We start from the raw sequence: 25,008 nt of genomic DNA on the forward strand, positions 1-25,008 counted from the left end.
TGCATGGCTGTCTCCCTTCGAAACGATGGTCTCAGACGTTGATCGTCGCTGGCTCTCCTCGGAGTATTTTTTGGTGGTCTCGGGCGCGGGGTCGAAATCCGTTGGGCAGCGATTTCGCCACTGCGACATGATCATTCTAACAGATATGGGTTTGGAAATGGGAACTCCGTGGGTCGCCCCGGGCCCATCGCCTGCAGTTCATCACGTTTCGCTAGGGTATTCCCCCCGGGCGAACTGCTGAAGTGACGACGCCCCGACTGGTGACTCGCGTCGCGGATGGCTGCGCATCTTCAGGGGTGACACAAAATAACGTCACCTCGATTCGAACCGGTGCCTGGATCTGGTGCCAGACCCCGCCATGAAAGAAGTGTTTTAGAATTCCAAGCCCCGATGTCGGGTATTGGCTTGTGGTAGCGTGTTGATTCGCGGAGCACTGGGGGGCGAACGGGTGGTGAAGTTGAGGTCGGATGGCTGTTCGGTCGCCGTGCCGAGAAATATCTCAAAGCAATCAGAGATTCCCACGGCGAGCGCAGCGAGAAAGAAAAACCTGAGGGCAACGCTCCGCGCGAGATTCACGAGTCGGATGTTGGCGAGCCTTGTCTTGGCTGCGACGGCCTGCTCCCCTGGGGATACCGAGGGTCCACCGCCAAGTGTAGCCGTCGCATTGGGCACCCTTGAACGCATCGTAGTCGCCACCGGAACCCTCGAACCCGAGCGCATGGTGGACGTCCGCCCCCGCATCTCGGGGATCGTTCAAAAAATCTACGTTCAAGACGGTGATCTGGTGAAGGCAGGGCAGATACTTGTCGAGATCGACAGCGACTTGCTGGAAGTCCGCCTGCGAGAGGTTCACGCCGATCTTGAAACCTCGAAGATCGAGATGCGCTATGCGGCGCTGGCGCAGAGTCGCGCGGATGTGCTGAAGCAGGCCGGAACGATGCCGGATCAGGAGTACGACGATACGAATGCGCGCAACGAGCGAGCGGTTGCCTCGGTTACCCGCTCCAAAGCCTTGGTATCGCGCCTGGAGGTCGAGCTGCGCTATGCGACAGTGCGCGCGCCCATGGACGGAATCATCCTGGAGATACCGATCGAAGAAGGCAGCGCCGTCTCTTCGGTGCTCGCTGTCACCGGCGGAACATCGCTACTGACCCTGGCCTCGACGACGGCCCTTCATCTAGAAGGCCAGGTGGATGAAAACGAAATCGCGCGGGTTGTCGTCGGGCAGCCAGCAAGAATCCGTACCGAAGCATTTGGTTCAATCAGAACCTTTGCGGGCACCGTTCGACGTATCTCTCCAATTGGAACGCGAGTGCAGAACGTCACGTACTTTGAAGTCGAAGTTGAAGTCGATGACGTGGATGCCCGGGGTCTACTGCCTCGGATGTCCGCGGATGCAGATATCGTGACAGAAATCGCGACCGATGTGCTCTGGGTCCCGGAGACGGCGTTGCACTACGAGGGAGACGAGATTTACTTGAGCCGCGCCCCGACGGAAGCTGAGAATCCGGGAGGTCGTTTGAGCGTGAAACTTGGAATCGTCGAGGGCGATCGCGTTCAGTTGTTGAGCGGCGCTGCCGAGGGCGATCTCGTTCTGCTGCGATGACCGCCTCCGTAGTTTCGCTCAGGAACGTCAGCAAGGTTTATTCGAGTGGTCGGGTCGAGGTGCGCGCGCTCGACGATGTAAGCCTCGAGATATTTTCGGGGGAGTTGCTCGCCATCATGGGGCCTTCCGGTTCCGGCAAGACAACCTTGATGGAAGTACTCGGATGTCTGATGCAACCGACGTCCGGCAGCTACTACTTCAACGGTCGCTCGATCGAAAGCTTTGCGCCGGACGAGCTGGCAAGTCTGCGGGGTGAAGAAATCGGGTTCATCTTTCAGGCTTTCAACCTGCTCCCCCGCTTGAATGCGATCGAGAACGTTGAACTGCCCCTGAGTTACCGAGATGTGCGTCGCAAGCAACGTCACGAAAGGGCGAGAGAGGTTCTGGTTCGCGTCGGTCTCGAGGCGCGGATGAAACACTTGCCTTCGGAACTCTCGGGTGGAGAACGACAGCGCGTCGCGATTGCGCGCGCCCTCGTCAATCATCCCAGTTTCATCCTGGCCGACGAGCCCACGGGAAATCTCGACTCGAAGACCGGGGGTGAGATCATGGATCTGTTGCACGAGCTCAGGAGCGCGGGAAGCACGATCGTGATGGTGACCCACGACGAGCGGCTCGGTGCAGCGGCCGAACGGCGCTTGTTCATTCGCGATGGTCAAGTCCAATCCGAAGCAGAACCACTAGAGGCGTAAGCCGTGGATTTGTTCGAAGCCCTTCGCAATGCCTTTCGAACCCTGCGCGCCCAGCGCATGCGCACGGTTCTCACGCTCTTTGGTCTGGTCTGGGGGACCGCCTCTGTCATCCTCCTGATGTCCTGGGGCGCGGGAACCAAACAGATGATCGAGAACGGCTACACGAAGGTCGGCAAGAATATGTTGCAGATCTGGGCCGGACGAATTGGCGAAGACTTTACGCCCGCGGCAGATCGAAGACATCTCTGGCTTACCCCCAAGCACGTGACGATTCTGCGCCAACGCGTACATCTCGCCAATCTCGTCGTGGGTGAAGTTTCGAGCAGTTACATCGCCAACTATGGCCAGAAATCCCTCCATACCAATGTTCGGGGAGTTGAGCCCGTGACGATGGAGATGCGCGGAGTTTCGATTTCTGCGGGCCGCTTCATTCAAGAACGCGACGTCGAAAGGCGGCGACATGTGGCCGTCCTGGGTGCTGAGTCTCGCCGCGACCTGCTCGGTCCAAAGGGAAAGCTCGGGTCATGGATTCGCATTCACGGCCAATCGTATGAGGTGGTGGGCTTTCTGGACGAGGTCGGGACCCAGTATTGGCAGGACGGGGGAACCCCGATCGACCAGCAAATCTGGGTTCCCATTTCGACGCTTCTGTCGATCACTCCCGACTGGGGAACGGGTGATCAAATTCTGACGACGATTTTGCTGCGGCTACGGAACCGCGAAGACTTTGACGCTCTTCAGGTGGAGATCCGCAGCGTCCTGTCTTCGGTGCTCAGGGTGTCGCCAACGGACGAAGAGGCGGTCTTGATCGGGAGTCCGATCAGTGCCCTGCGCAAAATACCATTGGCTGGGATGGACATCGTATTGTTCATTCTGAGCGCAACGACCCTGGTCATAGGCGGGATCGGCATTTTGACCATGATGCTCGACGCGGTACAGGAACGACAACAGGAAATTGGAGTGCGTCTTGCCGTTGGCGCCCGACGTCGGGACATCCTGCTGCAGTTTTTCCTGGAAACGTTCGTGATCGCCATCGCCGGGGGCGCGATTGGCGTAGGACTGGGAGTCTTGCTTTGTCGCGTTGTCGACGCTGTAGCAGTCCCGGAAAAAATTCCCGCACCTATTCTGACCATCGAGGTCGTGACGGTGGCGGTCGTCACCATGGTTCTGGTTGGAATCGTCTCGGGGACGGTTCCCGCCTGGCGTGCATCCCGAGTCGATCCGTCTGTGACACTGCGCGCAGAGTAGATGAGCGCCGAGTGAAGGCAGAATTCCATCTATGATGTGGTCCGAACTCATGACCGATACTTTCCGAAATGTGCGCGCACACTCGACGCGCTTCGGTCTTACTTCGCTTGGTGTTTTCTGGGGCGTCCTGATGCTGACGTTCTTGTCCGCCACCTCAACGGGATACGATCAACACTTTGGAGCGATGGTGAGCAAGATCGGGCCGCGCATTGTCTATCTCTTCTCGGGCGCCATCACGAACGACACCTCGGGTCAACGCGCAACGAGAAACGTGGTGTTCGAGAGGGAGGACATCGAACGGATCTCCAAGATCGGTTCGATTGATCACGCTGCGGCGAACCTCTGGCTCAGCTTCAAGCTCGTTCGAGCGGGCAAGCGCAGCAAATTGATCGCGATGAGCGGCGCCGACGAAAACACGGTGAAAATTCGAAACTACGAAATCGCCGTCGGCCGGTCGATCAGCCGGGGCGATGTCCTCGACAGCCGTGAGGTCGTGTTCCTGGGCTTCGTCGCTGCACAGCGAATATTTGGAGACACGCCGGCGGTAGGCCGAAGGATCACAATCGAGTCGATTCCCTTCCGAGTCATCGGGGTGTCGAAGGAAAAGGGAGACCAAATCGTAAACCTTGGAGTCCAGGACGACGAACTCGCGTTCATTCCCGTGACTACTGCTCAGCGCCGGTTCACCCACGACGATAGTGTCGGCACCATCATCTTCGAACCCCGGACCCGGGAGATCAGTTGGAGTGCGATCGACGTGGCGCGAGCAGTGCTCGGACTCCATCAGGGATTTGATCACGACGATACGAGCGCGGTGGGATCGTTCAACATTCACGAAGTGATGACACTGCTCGAAGGGATCCTGAGTGGCTTGAAAATCTTCCTCGCCGGCGCAAGCTTGATCACACTCTTCGTCGGCGGCGCCGGCGTGATGAACATCATGCTGGTTGTCGTGACCGAAAGAACCCGGGAGATCGGCCTGCGCAAGGCAATCGGTGCATCGAACTCGGCAATCTTCACCCAATTTCTCTGCGAGAGTCTGTGCGTGACAATGATTTCCGGCACAATGGGTGCAGCCATCGGAACCGGCTTGATTTTCGTCATGGCAAATTGGGTGAGGAACAGCACCCTCGGCGCTGTCCCGCCAGTGTTCGTCCCCGCCAGTTTGATCGTCATCTTCTTCGTGATCGTAATAGTCGGCGTAGTTTCGGGTTTGCTTCCGGCGGTAAGGGCTTCAAGGATCGAACCGGCTATTTCACTTCGGGGATAGGTTTGGATGTTGCGGGGCTTCCTTTGACCGGACTTGGTTGCCCGTTGGGCGGTTAGAGAAAAGGGCGGTTTGGTAGTGCGGACGGGGTGGGCACCGGCGAGAGGATTGGGTGGAGGAGAGTTCTTAGCCCGGTATTGCGGAGAGGTCGATTAGACCGCGTCTGCGCCAGCCTTTGCTGAGGAGCCAGCTTGCTGCCTTGGCCACTCCTACTTCTTCCTGGGTGGATGCCTTCACGCGCAAGCTCTCGGAGCTTGCGCGCCAGCCGTCGAACCGGCTACCCGAAGAGGCCTCATCGATCTTCACCGGCGGCGCATGGCCGGTTCTCTGTTTGAAGTGCTTTCGAATATTGAGAAGCACGTAGCGAAGCGCGTTTCGCACCTGGGTGGGTGAAGTAAGAAGCTGAACGTGATAGCGACCTGCAATCACCTTACCGGTTCGCTTAAAGACACGATTCACAGCCAATGCAAACCGAGCAGCAATCGACTTCATGCCCCGAGAGAGGGCATCTTGAGACTCGGCCTCAACGATCATGTGAAGATGATTGTGCTGGATGGAATACTCAACCAACCGAAAGTCGCCGCGCTCCCACCCCTTGGCGAATGTCTTCCGCACTTCCATCACGAGTGATCGTCGCCGAAGGTTCGAGAGCCCCTTTACAACACGCAATGTCACATGGGCGGGAGTGAGTTCATTGAAATCAGATCGTTGTCGATGAGGCACCTGGCCCCGCCCAACTCGCTTGGCCCCAGCCCCTTTGCGCGGACCCCCATGTCCAGAGGTCATGCGCTTCTGCAAGACATAGTCAGCAAGTTCGAGCTGCTTGATTACTGCCATGCCTCTACTGTAGCAGGAACCATCGCCCTTATCAACCCAATAATGCGTCAGATAAACAAAATAAACACAACTACAATTCGCAAACTAAAATTCACCCCCTGTCCGCGCCACCGCAATGCCCATCAATAACTACCACCCCCGAAAACCCCCCTTTCCCTCATTGCCCAAATGGCAACACGCCCAGTACAGCAAGACCCCCCGCCTCACCCCCAAAGCCTCGCAACACGTCACCCCCCCACACCCCGAACACTTTCCTGCTGCCAGCGCGCCAAGCCACCGGGCTGATAGGTGAGCAGCAGCAGCCTCCGCTCCTCCTGGGTCTTGTTGCCCTGCGAGCCATGAACAATATCGCCGTGGAAGTACACGACCGAACCCGCCGGTAGGTCGATCGGCACGGGTTCGTTCAGATCGTGACGATCGATGTCGGTGTATAGACGGCCGACGTTGCCCCGGTCTTCGAAGCATGCGAGGGCTCCGTGTTTGTGGCTTCCGGGGATCAACCAGAGGCAGCCGTTGTCGGTGTTGGAGTCGTCGAGGATGATGGCCACGCTTACCAGTTGATCGAGGTGGTTGCACAAGAATGCCCAATAGGGGTTGTCCTGATGCCATGGGAAAGGGGCGCCGCCGGGGCGCTTGAAGTTGAGCTTGTCGCTGAACAAACTGATGTCGTTGCTCTTGACGATTGCCCGGGCCGGACCCCAGAGGCGGATGTCATCGATCATCTGATTGAGGGTCGCGTCGAGATGGTGATAGGGTTCCATGGTTCGGATTTCTTTCGAACCGTCCCGCCATTCCCATTGGACACTCGACCCGAGTACATTTTGGTAGCGCTTGCCGTCGATCAAGCGAGGTGCTTTGACGTCCGCGGCTTCGGCGGCCTGCTCGATTTTGCGGTGGATGGCTTCCACGCCGTCGCACAGGGGCTTTAGTTCGATTTCATCAAAGACCGACGAGCGCGCGAAGTATCCGTCGCGCTCGTATTGGGCGAGTTCAGACTGCGTCGCCTGATCACTGAACCGGGTGGCCGTCATCTCGAAGTGCTCTCCAACAACCCGTCGCGTCAGCGACGGGCCGCAAGAACACACGTTAGCAGGAGGTATGCCCTCTCAGCAGGTCAGACAGAAGCGCGCGCAGGATTCATCTCCTCCCACGGGGAGTCCACAGCTCAGGATCGCCGAGAAAGATGGACCGCTCAGTCTGCTGGCTCGGCGATGGGTTCTGCGAGATCGTCGGTTGCTTCTGCTGGCGCGTCCATCGGTTGCGCCGTCTCCGAGATTTTCGCCGGTGCCGGCGGTGGGGTGCTGGCGGCCAGGTTGGTTTCAAAGAAACTCAAGAGCTGCGAATAAAAATCGATTCGACTGCTCTCGAGCACCAGACCCTCAGCGTCGTCGGCGTACTCCAGGTACTTGACGTTCTTTCCCGCAGCTTCGAGGGCCTGCTTGAGCTTGCGAGCGTGATCGACTGCGACGCGGGAATCCCTGGCACCGTGCCCCAGCAACACCGGAACCTGGATTTCATCGATGTTGCGAAGAGGAGAATTCATGCGCACCCCTCCGCCGTCGTCGCCGGAGGTGTCGAGACCGGTAATCCCCGCGAAACTCGCACCCGCGCGATAGAGCTTCGGTGTCGTCACGAGCCCCATCAATGCCGAATAGCCTCCGAAGCCCGTACCAAAAATCCCAACTCGATCGGGATCGGCAATTCCCTCACGGATTGCCCACTTGACGCCATCGGCGATGTCTTCCTGGATCACGCGACCCCAGTCCTCGTTTCCGGCGAGCCGAAACTCGCGTCCAAACCCGCTGCTACCGCGATAGTTCACCTGCAGAACGGCGAATCCGCGGTTGGCAAAGAACTGGACCACCGGGTTGTAGACCAGTGCATCGCGAGCCGACGGTCCGTCGTGGGGGAGCACGATCATCGGGAGCTTGTCGCTCCCGGGATCCGTCGGGAGCGTCAGATAGCCGGGTATGTTGCTTCCGTCCCGTGCCGCAAAATTGATTCGCTTGACCTCGGCCAGTTGATCGACAGGAATGTCCGGGTGTTGCTCGAAGATGAAGTTGATCTCTTTCTTCGAACGATCGTAGGCGTAGTAGACGGGAGGTTGAACGTGGTTTCCCACTTCGATAATTGCAAGGTTTCCGTCGGCAGTCGCACTGACAATTCGATTACTCGTCCTGTGCCCTTGAACCGTGAGCAATGACTTATCGACCGCCCCTTGTTCTCTCTCCTCGTCTGCATCGAAGAAGGCGATTTCCGGCCCGTCAGCCGTGAAATTGGCTCCCACGATTTTCTGACGCGCTTCGCTGTACTGCGCACCGGTGACATCGAACTCAGGGTGAGCGAACACGAGGTCGCCCAAGGAACGGCTAGCGATATTGAACTCGAAGAGCGCATCCCGCCCCTCGTGATCCGCAATCACATAAAGCAGATTCGAGTCTTCGTGAAATCCGGCGAACCGGAATCTGTTGTTTCGATGATCTTCCGCTTCAAAGACCGGTTCGAGTTCTTGACTTACCTGACTACGTGCGAGCAGGGTATAGCTCTTGCCATCCGCTGCTTGATCCGAGGCCTCGGCAGCTCGCACGTTGCCTTTCTGGTCCACGTACCACTCGCCGATACCCTGGCTGGCGGCGTGCTGTAGACGCAGCCGGCCAGAAACGATGTTCAACCGGCTGACACTCGGAATCTCCTCCCCACGTTCAAGATGAGATACCAACACGTAGTCTCGCTCGGAGGGCAGCAGGCTGATGACCTTGTCTTCGAAGTGGTCTTGCCGCGCAGATTCTCCTTTCCTCCATTTTTCTCCGAGCCACTTTAAATTCGGTCGGTCGCGATTGACGCCGTACAATCGAGTCTTCGAGGGATTGACTTCTCGCGCGTCGGGATCGGACACCGACGTGCTCAAGAGCAAGCGACGCGAATTTGCCCATTCGATCGAATCGAGCCGCACCTCTTGCATCGGAAACACGGCGAGACCCTCAGGGTCGCTCCCGACGACCTTGCGAACAAAGACGCGCTGAATATCGTCATTCGAGAATACAAACGCGATGTGCTTCCCGTCGGGCGAAAGCGTCGGCTGGCTCATGGTGGGGTTTCTGAAGAAAACATCGACGGCAATGGTTGCTGGGGGTTCGGCAACAATCGCTGGGGGTTCGGCGGTCGCACTCGCAACCGTCAAAAAACACGCGATCGCGCTCGATAGTCCAATGCGAAGCATCATCTTCCTTTTTCCTTAGCTTACAAACGAACTGGCAATCAATGCCAGTTCGCGCTGACCCGCACGACGTCGCAACGAGGCGCCTCGACCCGCGATGCGATCTCGCACATAATGCAGCAGTGCAATCCGACGATCCGTGGGCTCATGTATCGGTAAAATACAGCCCCACATTCGAAATACTGACTACTCAAAGCAAATCGCACTGACTCATCACATATACGGCGATTTGTCTGGAGACACTTGACATGGGGATAAAAGTCGAGACCGTGATTCTCGGCCCCGATACCGAGCAGTATGCCGGCAAGGGACAACCGGTCACCAACATCCGTCACATCGCCGACATCTCGCAGCACATGGAATCACTGGGCTTTGATGGGATCACGGTGCCCGAAGCCGGCCACGATCCCTTCCTGCCCATTCCGCTGATCGCCGAACACACCGAGAAGATCAGCATCGGAACCAACATTGCGGTCGCCTTCCCGCGCAGTCCGATGGTAACCGCCCAGATCGCATGGGATCTGCAACAGCTTTCGGGGGGTCGCTTTCGCCTGGGTCTCGGGACCCAGGTCAAAGCCCACGTTACGCGACGCTACGCGACACCTTGGGACAGTGCCCCGGGACCTCGCCTGCGCGAGTACCTCGAGTGCATGCGCGCCATGTTCGCGACGTTCCAAGAGGAGAAGCCCACGTATTTCGAGGGTGAGTACTACAATTTTTCACTGATGAATCCGTTCTTCAACCCGGGACCCATCGACTTCGACCCGCCCGAAGTCCTGATCGCCGCGGTGAACCCCTACATGGCGAGACTCGCCGGAGAATTGTGCGACGGCTTGCGCCTGCATCCGATCGCGACTCTGAGCTTCACCGAGAAGTGCGTCATCCCGGCCATCGCCCAGGGAGCTCTGAAGGCGGGGCGGTCGCTCGGGGAGATCGACGTGATCGGAGCACCGTTCCTGTGCCTGGCCAAAGACGAAGCAGGCCTGCGCGCCGCGATGGAAGAACAGAAACAACACATCGCGTTTTACGCTTCAACCCCCACCTACCATTCGGTACTCGAGCACCACGGCTGGATGGACACCGCGCAGGAACTGCATCGCATGACCCGCGAGGGCAAGTGGAGCGAACTCCATAAGTGCATCAGCGATGACATGCTCGAAGAATGGGCGATCATCAGCCTCTGGGACGATTTCCCGAGCAAGTGCCGAGAGCGTTGCAATGGTATCTTCGACACGGTGCTACTCGACTTGCCTGCGGAGGCTCGCGCCGACGAAGACTTCGTTAAATCGACCGTTGCGGCGCTACAGCAAAAATGAAACAACAGAAATGAAACAACTCGACTAAAAGACTCAGCACGATACGAGACCACAAGGGAGCGGGAATCATGGACGTGCAAGATCAATTTACCTTTGAGATCAAAGATGGCATCGGCATCCTCACCATCGACCGTCCGGACCGCTTGAACGCCGTCAACTGGGAGTTGTGTGAAGCCATGGCGGCATTGCTTTCCGATCTTCGCACCAACGACGAGGTTCGCGTGATCGTCCTCACAGGCGCGGGTGGTGCCTTCTCTTCCGGGGGCGACGCCGAGTTCTTGAGCGGAAAATCCGCGCGAGCAATTCCCGGACTGTCCGATCGGCCCCTCGAGCGTTTTCAACGCAAGCATCCAGCGGGGATGTTCGCGGAGTTCACCCGCATGATCATTGCAGTAGACAAACCGGTCATCGCGGCGATCGAAGGACCGTGCATGGGCGCCGGACTTGCCTACGCGCTGGCTTGTGATCGACGCTTCGGTTCGAAGACGACCCGCATGAGTGCGGCAATGGTGCGCCTCGGCTTCGCACCCGACTGCGGGATCAGCTACTTCCTTCCCCGGGTCACCCGCCTGCCTGTAGCCCTCAACATGATTACCACGGGCTGCATCCTCGAAGCTGACGAGTGCTACAAGGAAGGCTTGATCGACGAACTCGTCGAGGAAGGCGAAGCCCTGGGCGCGGCCATGGACTACGCCCGCAAGTTGGCCCGGGGACCCAGCGTCGCAATCGACCTTGCCCGACACTTCATCTACAAATCACTCAACTCGACCCTCGAAGACATGCTCCGCTACGAGGGAGTGGCAGCGGTCATGTCAGCAATGACCGAGGACGCCAAAGAGGGAACAGCCTCTTTCCTTGAAAAGCGCCGCCCCAACTATCGCGGACTCTAACTCCCCCAAAAAAACAACGAACCGTCGCCGTTTATTTCCATTCTCATTCCCAAACCGAGACCCCACCCCCTCACCCCGGGGTGGCCCCAATCGCGCTTCATCTGTCACCATCTCTCCCCTCGCGTGGCCGCTTTTCGAGTTCATCTCTCGACGAACAGGTACTCGCCAGGAGTCGCACGATGGAACAACTCACCGGTCTCGACACCAGCTTTCTCAACATGGAAACCCGGACGACCTATGGGCACGTCTGCGGGCTCGCAATCTTCGACCCGACAAGCGCCAAGGCCCCGATCACCCTCGACGAAGTCAAGCGCGTCATCCGAGAGCGTTTGCATTTGCTGCCGCCGTTTCGCCGCCGTCTGGTCGAGGTTCCATTCGGGCTCGACCATCCCTACTGGATCGAAGATCCCGAGTTTGATCTCGACTTTCACGTTCGCCACATCGGGCTTCCGCCCCCGGGCGATCAGCAGCAGCTCGCCGAACTGGTGTCGCGTATCGTCGCGCGGCCCCTCGACCGCAGCCGGCCGCTATGGGAACTCTATTTGATCGAGGGCCTCGAAGGCGGCCTGGTGGGTCAACTCACCAAGATTCACCACTGTGCGGTCGATGGTGTCTCGGGTGCAGAGATCTTGACGACCCTCCTCGACCTCTCCCCCGAGCCGCGCAAGATCGGAGCGCCGCGCAGGGCCTGGCGACCCGAACCCGTGCCGACCCAGATCGAGATGCTGATGCGTGGGGTCTGGGGAATCGCGGGCGCACCCCGCAAGGGTTTTCGACTCGCCCGAGAATTGGTCCGCAATTTTCCGGCACTCGCCGCCTCGTTCGGTTTCGAAGAAGTGCCGGGCGCCTCACTCATCAATCAACTGCTCGGTCGCAAGCCCGACCCAATGCTCTCTGAAGCCTCGACCCCAACACCGCGCACATCGTTCAACGACCGCATCAGTCCCCATCGACGCTTCGCCTTCGGCTCGGTTCCTCTCGATGCCGTGAAGGAAATCAAGACCACCTTCGGCGTCAAGGTCAACGATGTGATACTCGGCATTTGCGCCGGAGCCCTGCGCCGTTATTTGCAGGAGCGTCACGATCTGCCCCGCGATCCATTGATCGCGATGGTCCCGGTCTCTGTGCGGACCGGAGAGCAACAGGGAAACTTCGGCAACCAGGTGTCGGCGATGACCACATCGCTCCACACGCACGTCGAAGACCCCGGACAAAGACTCCAGGCGATTCATCAATCGATGCGCGTCGCCAAGGAACAACATGAAGCCCTACCCGCTTCGCTGCTCCAGGACTTTGCCCAGTTTGCGCCACCCGCAGTGGCCGCGCGCGCGGCCCGGGTGATCGCTCGAGCCACGGTGGCCAACCTCGTCGACCCGCCCTTCAACGTGGTGATTTCGAATGTACCCGGACCACAATTTCCGATCTACAGCGTCGGCACCCGGCTCGTAGCCATCTATCCGGTGGCAGCGATCAACGATGGGGTGGGACTCAACATCACTGTGCAGAGTTACAACGGCGCCCTCGACTTTGGTCTGGTCGCTTGTCGAGAACTCATCCCCGACCTCTGGGATTTGATGGACTACATCCACGGATCACTCGACGAGTTGGGCGAAGCGGCCCAAAAAACGGCTTCCCTAGTCGAGACGAAGCGAAACAAGAGATTGAAATCTAGCTCGAACGCTTGCGCGAAAGCGGACTAGAAGACCAGTTCCGGAACCGTTGCCGGCGCGGGCCATTCGTCCATCGACTTGCGAATCTGCTGGCCAATTTCAGCAACATCCCAGGCGGCCTCTTTCCCGTCCCGCTCGGCGATCTTGAAACCCGCCTGGTAGAGCAACGTGACTCGGTTGCCGCTGATGACGAACTGGCGCCCAGTGATGTCTTCCGCTTCGTCGGAACACAACCAGACGATCGCCGGCGAGACTTTCTCGGGTGCGTAACGCTCCTCCGAGCCCTCGGGAAACAGATTTGCGGTCATGCGCGAGTATGCGTTGGGTGCGAGCACGTTGACCGTCACCCTTGCCTTCACGGCTTCGATCGCCAGACAGCGCATGAACCCGGCGATGCCGGCCTTCGCCGCCCCGTAGTTCGTCTGGCCAAAATTGCCGATCAAACCCGAGGTCGAGCTGGTCATGATGATCCGCCCGCCGGTGCCCTGCTCGATCATCTGAGCAAAGGCTGCCTTGGTGGGATGATACGTTCCCTTCAGATGAACCTCGATGACGGGGTCCCACAGATCGCTTGTCATCTTCTTGAAGGACTTGTCGCGCAGGATGCCGGCGTTGTTGATCAGGATGTCGAGCTTGCCGAAGGACGAGACGGCCTGGGCGACCATCGCCTGTGCATCGGCTTCGCTGGTCACCGAACCAAAGTTCGCGACCGCTTCACCTCCCGCGTCCTTGATTTCCTTCACGACGTTTTCGGCGACCCTGGACCCATCGCCAGATCCATCGAGCGCACCGCCGAGATCATTGATGACGACCGCAGCCCCTTCCTTTGCCAGCAACATTGCGTGCGCGCGCCCCAATCCGCCTCCTGCGCCGGTGACGATTGCAACCTTTCCATCCAAGAGTCCCATGTTGATTCCTTCCTGACATGAATGCCGACGTGCTACGCGCCTGCTTCGTCCGCACCTGATTTGAGATCGTAGAGCGAATTGCGCGGTGCCGCGAAACCCTCGCGCAATGGCGCGAAGCACTATAGCGGGAATGGCGAAGTTCACCCCCGGCGAAGTGCCCAGGGACGAAACAGTGGGCGCGCCCGACACGAGGGTCGCTTCTACTGCTTCTGCGGAGAGATGTTTCTAAAGAACCCCGCCCGAGGTCAAAGCCTCTGCGAGCTCGGGTTTCAACCCGTTTCGGGCATCGACACCAGCGCGGTCACATCGTCGACCCAACGTCGAATTTCGTCGTCGACAACATCGTAGGTCAGTACGAAACCCGTATCGGTGTGCCGTACCACAGTGCCGGTCAGTTCGAACGGCGCGACAGGCTGAACAAAAATGTAAAGCGTGACCTTGGTGTCGATGGGTGGACGCATCGACGTCTCCGCGAGCCGCGCTCCGGAATACGAGATTTCGGCGAGCACCCCTGCACCTTCTTCCTGCTCGGCCGACACCAGCGAATCGAATCGCGTGATGAATCTCGGACTGCCTCTCTTGTCCACTTCTGCGGTCTCCCGTTGATGTTCCGTCCCTATCGTCGGGTTCGAGAAAACGCTTGAGGCGACCTTTGCCCCCACGGGGACCGACCTTCAAGTGAATCAAAGAACAGCCTCTCACGTCGAATTCGGTGAGCCCGCACAACGACTCAACGCGGGCCAGAGGAGGCTCCAATGAATCGAAATTCTGGGCTCCAAGCCGCGCTGACACAGACACAGAAGACCCGCCCCGAACGCAAATGCCGCACGCGCGCGGCAGGTCTCGCGATCGGGTTCTTGTTTTGGGCGGGATCTGCCCAGGCCAACGACAATTTTGAATCAGGTTTCGAACACGAACTTGGACACATTACTGCCCAACACATCGCGGCAGTGACCCAACTCTTCTTCTTTGGACTTCACTCGCAACACCACGTGGTACATCAGCACCATGCTGGTTGTGGACACGGGCACTATGGCAGTCACCACAGTGGCCACCGTTATCGTCACAATCGTCACCACAATGTTCATTACGGTGATCGACACAGTTACCGCCACAGCGATCGACACAGTTACCGCCACAGCGTTCGCCACGATACTCACACGAAAGTTGTCCATCACAACACTCGCGACCACCGCAGGAACAACGATCGACACGTCGGCCGTCACACCAAGCGGGTGCGACACCACGACCGCAACCGAAGCGATCGACGCCGCCATACGCGATCTCGCAGTTGAGGGAACAGCAGCTTGCTCAGACGCGCAGCACCGTCGCCGTGGCGTTTCCGCCGAGTCCCAGACTCTGGGCGAGGCCGATCTTGGCATTTGGGACTTGTCGCGCTCCGGCATCACCCCGTAGCTGCGAAACAACTTCGACAATCTGCCAGAGGGCCTGGGCGGTGGTCGCTTCCCCGAAACTCTGAAAGCCTCCACTCGGGTTGATCGGCAGCTTGCCCGTGGGCATGGTTTCACCCTTGGCAACCCATTGCTCAGCGGTTCCCGGCTCGATGAACCCCCACTCTTCGGGAAACGCGAGTTCGTAGTAGACGGTGTTGTCTTGCAATTCGATCAGATCCACATCGCCCGGCTCAATCCCGGCCGCTTTCATCGCTTTCGATACAGCGATCTTCGCTTCGCTGTGGTGCGGATTTCCTTCGCCGATCGTGCAGGCGAGTTGGCGCGGAAGCCCGTCGTCGAAGCTAGCCGTCGCCACCACACTCGAGCCCACCCAAACCGGCTTGCTCGCCATCTTCTTGGCGATCTCCGCTGAACACAACACCACTGCAGCAGCACCGTCACTCACAGGGCAGATTTCGTACAGGCGCAGGGGAAAGTTCACCATTGCCGAGTTCAGCACCTGGTCCATCGTGAACTCGCTGCGGAAACGCGCAAACTCGTTGAGCGCGCCGAGCTTGTGAGCCTTCACCGCAATCGCCGCAAGGTCTTCTTCCGTGGTTCCGTACTGCGCCATGCGCTGGCGACATAAAATTGCCCAGAAGCCTGGCCCCGGCAGACCCACACAGCGCTGTCGCAGATATTCGGGGTCGGTTACGTCATCCAGTCCTGAGGTCTGGACAAATCCTTTGGGCATTTTCTCTCCGCCCATCACCAGCACCAAATCGTGTTGGCCGCTCGCGACCAGCATATGGCCCACGTTGAACGCGTTGGCGCCCGCGGCACAACCAGCGGACATGTTGTAGACGGGAATGCCCGTAGAACCCATGTCTTCGACGATGTCGTTTCCGTTGAGCCCCCAGCCCTTGCCGCCGGAGAAGCGCGAACTCGCCGCAGCCACCGCCTCGATCTGCCGCCACTTGATCCCCGCGTCGGCCAGCGCCGCTTCGACCGCCGTGCGGCACAACTGGGTCACTGGAATGTCCGGAAACTTGCCCCAAGGATGAAGTCCTTGGCCGAGAATGGCGACATCTCTCATTGCGCTCTCCTCCGCGGGACCCAAACCGGGCCGTCAAGTCGGCCTTAGACCGGTCGGAACTGCCAGGAAATGACTTCGCTACCACTGTGATCCCTGCCCAACGGCGCCAGGATCAACTCCACCGCATCCCCGACCGCGACCGATTCGGGATCGTCCGAAACGATGCGCCCCAACACCCGCAAACCTTCAGGCAAGTCGATCATCCCGACGGCAAAGGGTTGAAACGGATCGTCACACACAACCGGAGGCGGCGGTGGATAGTTCTGAATCGTGACACCCCAGATCGTTCCGCTGGGGCCAAAGGTGGTGTCTTCCATCTTTGAAAGGTCGCAGTCGGGATGGTGACACCCGGCACTGCGCGGAAAGTACGGTGTCTTGCAGGTGGTACAGACCGAACCGAGCAACCTCGGCCCGTCCGGGGTATCGACAAAGAGCCCCTCCGCGCTCTCAATGGAATCAACAGACATGTCGAACCTCCTGTCGGGATGCTAGCGAATGGGGAGTCAGCCCTTGGCCGCGCGGATCAGTTCCGGTAGCAACTCCAACGCGTCTCCGACGATCCCGAAGCGCGCGTGCTTGAAGATGGCCGCCTCCGCATCCTTGTTGATCGCGACAATCGCGTTGGCCGCGCCGCATCCCGCCATATGCTGGCTGGCACCCGATATGCCGATGGCGACGTACAACGTGGGCTTGGTGATCTTGCCCGTGAGTCCAACTTGGTGACTCGAATCGACCCAACCTTCGTCGATCAGCGGCCGTGACGCGCCCGCCATGCCCCCCATGGCCTCGGCCAATTCGCGGATCAGCTTGTAGTTTTCGACCGCGCCGAGCCCGCGCCCCCCAGACACGATGATCTCGGCGTCTTCGAGGCGTGGTCCTTCGGACTTTGCGGCCTCGACGACCTTGATTCGCTCTTCGACGGATGTGAGATCGACCGCAACGCCCTCCCTCGCCGGGCTTGTGCCGGCGTCGGGGGATTCGGCAGTCACTGCGTTCGCGGACACGGAAACCACCAGCGTTCCCTCCCCGGCCCATTCGTAGAGCACCCGGGTGTCACCACCATAAGCGGACGCTGTAACTTGAAGCGTACCGGCGTCGTCGGTGAGTTCCGTTGCATTCATGATCACCGTGCCGGCAATTCGACCCGCCAGCCGCGGCGCAATGGTTCGCGTGGCCGCGGCCTGGTTGAACATCACCACTCGCGGCGAAACCTGTTCGCAATACTGGGCCAGCGCCTCGACGGCTGCGTCCGAGGGAATCCCGGTTAGTTTCGGATCGTCGATCTGCTGCAGCGTCGCGACCCCGTATTGTGCGGCGATGTCGGCGATCCCCGGGGCCGATTCACCGAGGGTCAACCAGTTCAGTTCGACGTCAAGGGAACGGCTGAGATTGCTGCCCAACGTGAGAACTTCTTCCGCACCGGCGGGCAGTCCCGTTCGATCTTCGCCCCAGGTGCAGATCACAATGGCATTTGACGACATGGTTTGCGTTCTCCTATCGATCTCGACAGCGATCTCCCTCGCTATGACAGCAAGTTCTCTTCGCGCAGCCGCGCGATCAACTTTTCCGCTTGCTCGGCAGGAGAATCGCCCTCGACGAACTCACAGTTGCCTTGAATGGTCGGCACATATTGCTTTACGAGCCTGGCACGTGGGACGAGATCTGCCTCGCTGAGCCCGAGATCGGCAGGACTCAGCTGATCGGGCTTCACCTTGCGAGCTTTGATCTTCGACGCGGCGGTGGGATAGCGCGGATCCCCGAGTTCGTTGCTCACAGTCACCACCGCAGGACAGGCGACTTCGACTCCTTCGTTGCCGTCGGGCATGACCCGGATGATCTTCAGGGTCTCTCCGGAAGCCTCGACGGACCGGGCAAAGGTCACCAGCGGCATGCCGAGCTTCTCGGCGATCAAGGCGGGAACCACACCTTGGTCGTCGTCCGAGGCCTGGCGACCGCACAACACCAGATCGGCGCCGCCAGAGTTTTCGATTTGCGCGGACAGAATTGCAGCGGTGCCGTGACAGTCCAGCTCGGAAGTCTGCAGCTTGATCGCCACCAGTGTATCCGCACCCAGCGCAGCGCAGTGCTTCAAGATCTTGCTCGGGTCCTCGCCGATCGAAACGACTGAGATCGTGCAGTCGACACCGGCGTCCTTGATGCGAAGTGCGGCCTCGATCGCCTGCTCGTCAAAACCGTTGATCAGCCGGGGAATCGCGGTCTGGGTCAGACTCACGCCGTCTTCGCCGATCTCCAGGCGACCCGCGATGGCATAGTTGTTGACTGCGTCGGGGTCGAGCACCTCTTTGACGCAGATCGTGATGCGCATGAATTCACTCTCCTTGTTCCGTTCGCGAGAAACCTGAAGCGGGCTCCATGTTCAGGAGATCTGCCCGGCGCTGCACCCCACCTTAGACGACGACCGAGAAGCTGTCAGCGCCGGGTATTCTGCTTGCATTTTCCGCAGCCACCACGGTTCGTGTACCGAACATTCCGTGACTCTGAAGCTTGCGCAGGCGCCGTGGGGCGAGAGAGTGTCGGTGATGGTGTGTGCGCAGACCCGGTTCCCTGTCTGGACTTCCACCACAGTGTGTGCGTCGAGAACCGGCACAGGCGTGGCGAGCCGGGCCGGGAGTTAGATACAGTCCTCGCGAGGTTTTGTGCGACAGGGTCCGCTAGATCGAACTGGAAGCCACGAGCTTGAACCGCAGCACGACCTGGCTGCGCAATCGCTCAGGAGGAACTGTTTTCGATGTCCCGCTATCTCGTAGCGTGCGATGCCGGCGGCACCATGACCGACGTCATCGTGGTCGATGAAGAAGGCAACACCGTCATCGGCAAAGCGCCTACTTCCCCCCAGGACGAGAGCATCGGCTACATGGAGTCCTTCTGGGAAGCCCTGGAGTTCATGGGGATCTCTCAAGCCGAAGGAAAGGATTTCGGCAAGCAGATCGAAACCGCCATCTACACCGGCACCTCGATGCTCAACACCGTCATCAACATGAGCGGCTACAAGACGGGCATCCTCGTCAACAAGGGCTTCGAAGACATCATCGCTCAGGGCCGAGGTTCCCAGACGTTCATCGGTGCGCAGTGGAGCGAGATCACCCATATGCAGTACCGCAAGCACCGCACGCCGTTGGTTCCGCGCCGGCTTGCGCGGGGCGTCACCGAGCGTATCGACATGTTCGGCCAGGTCATCATCCCGATGTACGAGTTTGAAGTTCGCCAGGGCATCCGCGAATTGATCGTCGACGAAGAAGTCGAGAGCATCGCGATCATCTTTCTTCAGTCGTACACCAACCCCCAGCACGAGCGTCGCGCGGGAGAGATTGCTCGCGAGGTGATGAAGGAAGTGGGCCGGGAGGTCGTGCTCGAGCTTTCGAGTCTGGTGGCACCGACCACCCGGGAAATTTCCCGGGCCAACGCCACGGTCTTGCAGGCCTACGCGTCGGATTCCGCGCGCAAGCAGCTCTTTCGAATCGAAGAAGAGCTGATCAAGACCGGTTACCAACACAGCCTCAAGACAGTGCTCGGATACGGAGGCATCACGAACATTCGCTATCCGCGCCTGTTCGAAGCCGCAATGTCCGGACCCGTCGGCGGCCTGATGGGCGCGAAGTACCTGTCGACCGTGATTGGCGAGGAGAACATCGTGTGCTCCGATGTCGGAGGCACTTCTTTCGATGCGGGCACCATCACCGCGGGCATCGTGCCGATCGAGCGGGAGCCCGGCTTCCAGGGCATGTACGTGAACGTGCCGATGCTGGGCATCACCTCCATCGGTGCGGGCACCGGCACCTACATTCGCGTGGATCCCCTGACCAACCGCATCAAGCTCGGGCCCGATTCGGCGGGGGGCACGCCCGGACCGACGTTCATGGACGCGGGCAACGAGATCCCGACCATCAACGACGCCAATCTGCTGCTGGGCATTCTGAGCGAGACCAACTACCTCGGCGGCAAGGTCAAGATCAACAAGGACACATCCTATAAGTTCTTCAAGGAGAAGGTCGCCGAACCGCTGGGCATGGATGTCTACGTGGCGGCCGAAACTTGCCTGGAGCTGCTCAACGTGATGATGCGCGAGCATCTCGTGCAGAGCCTGATGGTCGGACACGACCTGCGCGAATACGTGCTGCTCGCTTATGGAGGCGCCGGGCCGCTGCACATGCTGGGCTATGCCGGGGACTATCCGTGGAAGGCCGTCTGCACGGTCCCGTTTGCGGGTGGCTTCTCCGCCTGGGGCGGCGCGTGCATGGATTATTCGCATCGCCGGCACAAGAGCATCGCTTCGGCGCTCACTTCGGCGATGGACGACACCACCAAGCTCGCATACCTCGCTCCGGTCGCCCTCGCCTGGGACGAACTCGAAAAGGAGTTGATCGACGAACTCAAGGCCGAGGGCTTTGAGGAGAGTCAGATCACGACGAGTCGGGTGGTCTACATGAAGTTTCTGGGCCAGCTCCACGACATCGAAGTCGAGTCACCGGTCGACACCCTCGCAACCGTGGCGGACATGAACAAGCTCATCGCCCACTTCGAAAATGTCTACACGACCATGTTGACGATGGCGGCCAAGCCCGACACCCAGGAATACCAGCTGACCGAAGTCTGCGTCATCGCCAAGGTAGACACGGTAAAACCCAAGCTCAGAAAGCACGAACTGCAGGGCAAAGAGCCCTCCAAGCAAGCCTTCAAGGGCAAGCGCCAGGTCTTCCAACGCGGTGCGTGGCACGATGCGGACATCTGGGACATGGCGAAGTTGGTGCCCGGCAACGAGATCAACGGCCTCGCGGTCGTCGAAGCCTCCAACACCACACTGTTCGTCCCCCCGGAATGGCACGTGCGCATCGATGAACACGAGATCTATTGGCTCGAAAGGGTGTCGAATCATGACTGAACTGAGTCTGAAGCAGCAGTTGGAAGCCAACGAAGAACTCTTCAAAAAGACCGGGCACCTTTTTGGTTACGAGAAGCTCGCGCGCAAGGAGAGTGACCCCGGCACCTACGAAGCCGTCTGGCACATACTTTCGAACATTTGCAACGCCGCCTGGTCGGTGGGCTGCATGGCCTCCACATCGCCAGTGGCCGCGGAGGGCGGTGACGCACTCTGGGCCCTGCACACACCGACGGGTGACGCCATCTGCGTGTCTCGGGGAATTACGGCGCACCCGGGCCTGCTCGCCGACATGATCAAGAACTTCATCCGGCTCGGCTACGAGGACTACCCCGGGTTCAACAATGGGGACATCTTCGAAAACAACGACCCGCACTACGGCGGCATTCACACCCCCGACTTCGACATGTGCATGCCGATCGTATACGAAGGCAAGCTGATCGCCTGGGCGACTTCCGTCACCCACGTCAACGACGTCGGCATGGCGCAGGCCGGTTCGATCGGCTTCCTGAATCCGAACGTGTTTGCAGACGGTCTGACCTTCTCGATGGAGAAAGTCGGCGAAAACGACAAGTACTTTCCCTGGTATGCCCTGCGCATCAAATCTCGCACGCGGACACCCGACTACGTGCTCGGCGATGCGCGCGGACGGCTCGCCGGCTGCATTACGATTCGAGAGCGGTTGTTCGAGGTGATCGAAAAGTACGGGCTCGACTTCATCCTCGACGCTTCGAAAGAGTATGTCGAGGACAGCCGACGCTATGCGGTTTCGCGGGTCCGTACCCAGGCGATCCCCGGACGGATTCGCAAATCCCAGTTCAAGGACCTGGCGATGAAGGGCAAGCGCGTTCTGGATCCGATTCAGGACATCGACTGCCTCTTCAACCTGCCGATGGAGATGACGGTCAACGCCGACGCCACGGTGAAGCTTTCACTGCGCGGCGCGAGCGCCACCGTGCCCTTCGGTGAGAACATCAGCCCGACCGCACTCAAGAGTGGTCTGCTCAACGCCTACTCCCACATCGTCGGATTCGACATGTTCAACTCGGGCCCAACCGCATCGTGGGAAGTCGAAACACCGCCGAGCGGTTCCTGGGCAAACCCCTTCGAGAAAGACTTCTTCGCATCGAGTGGTGTGGCCTGGGCACCCGCCGTGATCTGGATGAGCAGCCTCTACGAAGTCTTTGGCCGGCTCTTCCAGATGCGCGGCTTCGTCGAAGAAATGGCGGCGGGCGCGGCGACCACCATGACGGCAGAGTTCGCCGGCCAGACCCAACTCGGGATGTACCTCGCGAGCCTCACTCTCGAACAAGCCAGCAACGGCTCACCCGCTCGTGGCTACTCGGACGGCGAGAACAGTGCCTGGTGCATCTACACCCCCAACGCCGACTTCGGCTCGGCAGAGGTGATCGAAGGCTACCTGCCGATCATGTATCTCGGCCGCAACATCGAGCCGGACTCCGGGGGCTACGGCCAGTTCCGCGGCGGCCTCGGGCACACCGCCGTGTGGATGATCTACGGGACTACCGGGATCGACTATCAATGCGGCTGTGCGGGTATTCGCAGCAAGGTACTGCCGAACCACGGCATGTACGGCGCCTATCCCACCTGGCCCGATCGCCCGAGTTACGCGCACGATACGAACCTGAAGGAGTTGATCGACAACCAGCAGCCGCTGATCCACGAACGGGGACCGGCAGAGGATCCGACGATCACCAAGATTCTGAAGGCGCGGCAGATGGAAGCGGCAGCGGTGGCGCCCTTCGTGACGCCGGAGCCGCTGCAGAACTACGACGTAATCCTGCATCCGGTATCGGGGGCCCAGGCCATGGGAGACCCCATTTCCCGCAACCCAGCGAGCGTCGAAGAAGACCTCAACAAGGGCTGGACCAGCCGCCGGATAGCAGAAGAAATTCACGGACTGGTGGTGAAACAATCAGGCGAGAAAGACTTCACCGTCGATGTCGCGGCCAGCGAGAAGCGACGCAAGGAAATTCGCAAAGAGCGAATCAAGAAGGCGGTGCCGTTCAAGGAGTGGTGGGCAAAAGAGCGCAAGAAAATCGAAGCGAGAGAAAACATGGACGAGGCCGTGCTCCACATGTGGCGCACATCCATGGATCTCTCTCCGGATTACGGTGACGAGTTACGTGCGTTCTGGAAACTTCCAAGCGACTTCGTTTTCTAATTCCGATTCATTCGACGAGCGCCCAGGAGAGTAGAAATGGCCGAGTTTCACAAAGCCGACATCGAAAAGCTGATCGACGGGGTGCTCCCCTGGCCAGCGACCCAAGACATGCTCAAAAGCGCCAAGGACCTGGACCGCTTCGACAAGTATGTCGAGATCATGCAGGAGCGGGTCGAGTTCAAGGATACGATCCTGCTGCCCTTGACCCCGATGCTCTTCATCGTGGATGCGGATGGCGAACGCGTCGTGAAATGTCGCTGCGGTCAGAACTTTGGTGACTACCGCGTCAACTGGAAGCTGTCGTCCCTGATTCATGTACGCGACGACGAGGCGTCCCTCGGCGAAATCTACAAAGGGCGCGAGATGCCCGACCCGGCCTGGACCCAGCTCCGGGAATACATCTGCCCCGGTTGCGGCAGCCAACTCGAAATCGAGGCCGTGCCCCGGGGTTGCCCCCCGGACTTCGAATTCTTGCCGGACCTCGACACCTTCTACAGTGAATGGTTGGGACGCCCACTCCCGGACTCCGTCGAGCTGAAAGATCTCACCCTCGACGTCGTTTCAAAGTGGTAAGACGGAATCAGTAGTCAAATGAGTTCGGCACTCGAGGGTGTGGTTGTCGTCGACTTGACGACGGAGTTCTTCACCGGGATCACCGCCGCATTGCTGGGTGATTTTGGTGCGAAGGTCATTCGGGTCGAGAACATCGGCGTGCCCGAGCCGGTGAGCAATCGCGATGGCATGCATCCCGCCGAGGCTTGGGATTCCCACGCCGAACTCGCTCATCGCAACAAACAGAGCGTGGCGCTGAATCTCGAAGTCTCCACGGGGCGAGCCGTCCTCGACAAGCTGCTCGCCAAAGCGGACATCCTGATCACCGACCTGCCCTTCAAGACCCTCGAAGCCAAGGGCCTCGATTACGACTCCCTTTGTGGCTTGCGCGCCGACATCATTCTCGCCCGGGGTTCGGGTTTTGGACCGCTTGGTCCCGACCGCGACCTCCCCGCACTCGACGAACTCGCCGCCGCGCGGGTCGGGCTGATGTCGACCCTCGGCGAACCCGGCCAGCCTCCCGTCTACAGCGGAACCGGCCAGATGCATACGGCCGTGATGCTGGCTTTTGGGACAATGCTCGCGATGGTGCATCGCGAAGAGACCGGCGAAGGCCAGATCGTCGACGCGTCATTATTCGCGGGCAACATGTACGCCGCAAGTCTCGACCTGCAGGCCTACCTTGCCGTGCGGGCGGACCGCATTCTCGAGTCGGTATCGCGCCTCGACATGGGCAACCCGATGAGCGGCCCATCCTATCCCTGCGCCGATGGTCGTTGGGTCACCCTGGCCATGCCCGACACGGACCGATGGTGGCCCGTGTTTTCCGAAATTGTCGGCCTCAGCATCGACGACCCGCGCTTTGACAGCCACGAGAAACGCTGCGGAACAAACCGCCTCGAGATGATGCAAGCACTGGACGAGTTGTTTTCGAAGCAGCCCGGCGCGTATTGGGAAAGATTGTTCGCCGAGAAGCAGGTTTCGGCGGACTTGATCGAAAGCTACGCATTTCCGGCTGACGATCCCCAGGCCCGGGTGAACCGCTATGTGATCGATCTCGAGCATCCGAAACATGGCAAGATCAAGACCCTCGGCTTCCCCATTTACATGAGCGAAAGCCCGGCAGCTTTGCGAAGCGTGGCACCCGACAGAGGCCAGCACACCGAAGAAATCACGCGGGACCTGCTCAGCATGAGCCAAGCAGAAGTTCTTGCCCTGGAAACGGGCTAGGGA

The 25,008-nt window shown here is 59.5% G+C and carries 21 protein-coding genes; 11 read left to right on the top strand and 10 right to left on the bottom strand.

All coding sequences use genetic code 11. The features are described from left to right. The first annotated feature begins 583 nt into the window (after nt 1-583). Genes IH881_04935 through IH881_04950 form a run of 4 tightly spaced genes read left to right on the top strand, consistent with a single transcriptional unit; the run spans nt 584 to nt 4,816 of the window. The gene (locus tag IH881_04935) at nt 584-1,606 is read left to right on the top strand and encodes an efflux RND transporter periplasmic adaptor subunit (GenBank protein ID MCH7867019.1); all 1,023 of its coding nucleotides are present in this window, start codon (nt 584-586) and stop codon (nt 1,604-1,606) included. Next, on the top strand, nt 1,603-2,298 hold the full coding sequence (locus IH881_04940; GenBank protein MCH7867020.1) for an ABC transporter ATP-binding protein: 696 nt from the start codon (nt 1,603-1,605) through the stop codon (nt 2,296-2,298). Before IH881_04935 ends, IH881_04940 begins: the two co-directional genes overlap by 4 nt. Nucleotides 2,299-2,301: 3 nt before the next feature. Further along, on the top strand, nt 2,302-3,546 hold the full coding sequence (locus IH881_04945; GenBank protein MCH7867021.1) for an ABC transporter permease: 1,245 nt from the start codon (nt 2,302-2,304) through the stop codon (nt 3,544-3,546). A gap of 31 nt (nt 3,547-3,577) precedes the next feature. Next, nucleotides 3,578-4,816 (top strand): ABC transporter permease, encoded by a 1,239-nt coding sequence (locus tag IH881_04950; GenBank protein MCH7867022.1) that lies wholly within the window; start codon nt 3,578-3,580, stop codon nt 4,814-4,816. A gap of 123 nt (nt 4,817-4,939) precedes the next feature. On the opposite strand, the gene IH881_04955 is transcribed toward IH881_04950, so the two are convergent. From IH881_04955 to IH881_04965, 3 genes are all read right to left on the bottom strand, one after another. After that, nucleotides 4,940-5,650 carry a transposase gene (locus IH881_04955; protein ID MCH7867023.1) on the bottom strand — a complete coding sequence of 237 codons (711 nt, stop codon included), beginning with the start codon at nt 5,648-5,650 and terminating at the stop codon, nt 4,940-4,942. 227 nt (nt 5,651-5,877) lie between these two features. Next, nucleotides 5,878-6,681 carry a phytanoyl-CoA dioxygenase family protein gene (locus IH881_04960; GenBank protein ID MCH7867024.1) on the bottom strand — a complete coding sequence of 268 codons (804 nt, stop codon included), beginning with the start codon at nt 6,679-6,681 and terminating at the stop codon, nt 5,878-5,880. Nucleotides 6,682-6,842: 161 nt separating this feature from the next. Continuing rightward, nucleotides 6,843-8,873, bottom strand: a complete 2,031-nt coding sequence (locus IH881_04965; GenBank protein MCH7867025.1) for a S9 family peptidase — start codon at nt 8,871-8,873, stop codon at nt 6,843-6,845. Nucleotides 8,874-9,115: 242 nt separating this feature from the next. On the opposite strand from IH881_04965, the gene IH881_04970 reads away from it, so the two are divergent. The 3 genes from IH881_04970 (at nt 9,116) to IH881_04980 (ending at nt 12,773) form a co-directional block, all read left to right on the top strand. Continuing rightward, nucleotides 9,116-10,183 (top strand): TIGR03617 family F420-dependent LLM class oxidoreductase, encoded by a 1,068-nt coding sequence (locus IH881_04970; protein ID MCH7867026.1) that lies wholly within the window; start codon nt 9,116-9,118, stop codon nt 10,181-10,183. Between the two features lie 68 nt (nt 10,184-10,251). Beyond that, entirely contained in the window at nt 10,252-11,073 is an 822-nt protein-coding gene (locus IH881_04975) for an enoyl-CoA hydratase/isomerase family protein (protein ID MCH7867027.1), read from the top strand. A 179-nt stretch (nt 11,074-11,252) separates the two neighbouring features. Then, nucleotides 11,253-12,773, top strand: coding sequence for a wax ester/triacylglycerol synthase family O-acyltransferase (locus IH881_04980; protein ID MCH7867028.1), 1,521 nt, complete (start codon nt 11,253-11,255; stop codon nt 12,771-12,773). Here the strand turns inward: IH881_04980 and IH881_04985 are convergent. The 7 genes from IH881_04985 to IH881_05015 form a co-directional block, all read right to left on the bottom strand. Further along, nucleotides 12,770-13,651 (bottom strand): SDR family NAD(P)-dependent oxidoreductase, encoded by an 882-nt coding sequence (locus tag IH881_04985; protein MCH7867029.1) that lies wholly within the window; start codon nt 13,649-13,651, stop codon nt 12,770-12,772. The genes IH881_04980 and IH881_04985 overlap by 4 nt on opposite strands. A 269-nt stretch (nt 13,652-13,920) precedes the next feature. Continuing rightward, nucleotides 13,921-14,238: a PilZ domain-containing protein gene (locus IH881_04990; protein MCH7867030.1), complete on the bottom strand. Its 318-nt coding sequence runs from the start codon at nt 14,236-14,238 to the stop codon at nt 13,921-13,923. 312 nt (nt 14,239-14,550) lie between these two features. After that, the gene (locus tag IH881_04995) at nt 14,551-14,928 is read right to left on the bottom strand and encodes a hypothetical protein (GenBank protein MCH7867031.1); all 378 of its coding nucleotides are present in this window, start codon (nt 14,926-14,928) and stop codon (nt 14,551-14,553) included. A gap of 34 nt (nt 14,929-14,962) precedes the next feature. Continuing rightward, nucleotides 14,963-16,141: a transporter gene (locus IH881_05000; protein MCH7867032.1), complete on the bottom strand. Its 1,179-nt coding sequence runs from the start codon at nt 16,139-16,141 to the stop codon at nt 14,963-14,965. Nucleotides 16,142-16,185: 44 nt separating this feature from the next. After that, nucleotides 16,186-16,608 carry an OB-fold domain-containing protein gene (locus IH881_05005; protein MCH7867033.1) on the bottom strand — a complete coding sequence of 141 codons (423 nt, stop codon included), beginning with the start codon at nt 16,606-16,608 and terminating at the stop codon, nt 16,186-16,188. Between the two features lie 36 nt (nt 16,609-16,644). After that, nucleotides 16,645-17,187, bottom strand: a complete 543-nt coding sequence (locus IH881_05010; GenBank protein ID MCH7867034.1) for an electron transfer flavoprotein subunit alpha/FixB family protein — start codon at nt 17,185-17,187, stop codon at nt 16,645-16,647. 476 nt (nt 17,188-17,663) lie between these two features. Beyond that, nucleotides 17,664-18,467: an electron transfer flavoprotein subunit beta/FixA family protein gene (locus IH881_05015; GenBank protein ID MCH7867035.1), complete on the bottom strand. Its 804-nt coding sequence runs from the start codon at nt 18,465-18,467 to the stop codon at nt 17,664-17,666. Nucleotides 18,468-18,890: 423 nt separating this feature from the next. Here IH881_05015 and IH881_05020 point away from each other — a divergent pair, with 423 nt between their 5' ends. From IH881_05020 to IH881_05035, 4 genes are read left to right on the top strand one after another with little or no spacing between them, the layout of a single operon-like run. Further along, a complete protein-coding gene (locus tag IH881_05020) occupies nt 18,891-21,041 on the top strand; it encodes a hydantoinase/oxoprolinase family protein (GenBank protein ID MCH7867036.1) in 2,151 nt (716 codons plus the stop codon). Next, complete coding sequence (locus tag IH881_05025; GenBank protein MCH7867037.1) at nt 21,034-23,223, top strand: hydantoinase B/oxoprolinase family protein; 2,190 nt, start codon at nt 21,034-21,036, stop codon at nt 23,221-23,223. The genes IH881_05020 and IH881_05025 overlap by 8 nt, the downstream gene beginning before the upstream one ends. A gap of 36 nt (nt 23,224-23,259) precedes the next feature. After that, nucleotides 23,260-23,796 carry an acetone carboxylase subunit gamma gene (locus tag IH881_05030; protein MCH7867038.1) on the top strand — a complete coding sequence of 179 codons (537 nt, stop codon included), beginning with the start codon at nt 23,260-23,262 and terminating at the stop codon, nt 23,794-23,796. Between the two features lie 18 nt (nt 23,797-23,814). After that, nucleotides 23,815-25,005, top strand: a complete 1,191-nt coding sequence (locus tag IH881_05035; GenBank protein ID MCH7867039.1) for a CoA transferase — start codon at nt 23,815-23,817, stop codon at nt 25,003-25,005. The last annotated feature ends 3 nt before the right edge of the window (nt 25,006-25,008 follow it).

Source organism: Myxococcales bacterium (assembly GCA_022563535.1).
In the GTDB taxonomy this organism is placed as follows: domain Bacteria; phylum Myxococcota_A; class UBA9160; order UBA9160; family UBA4427; genus DUBZ01.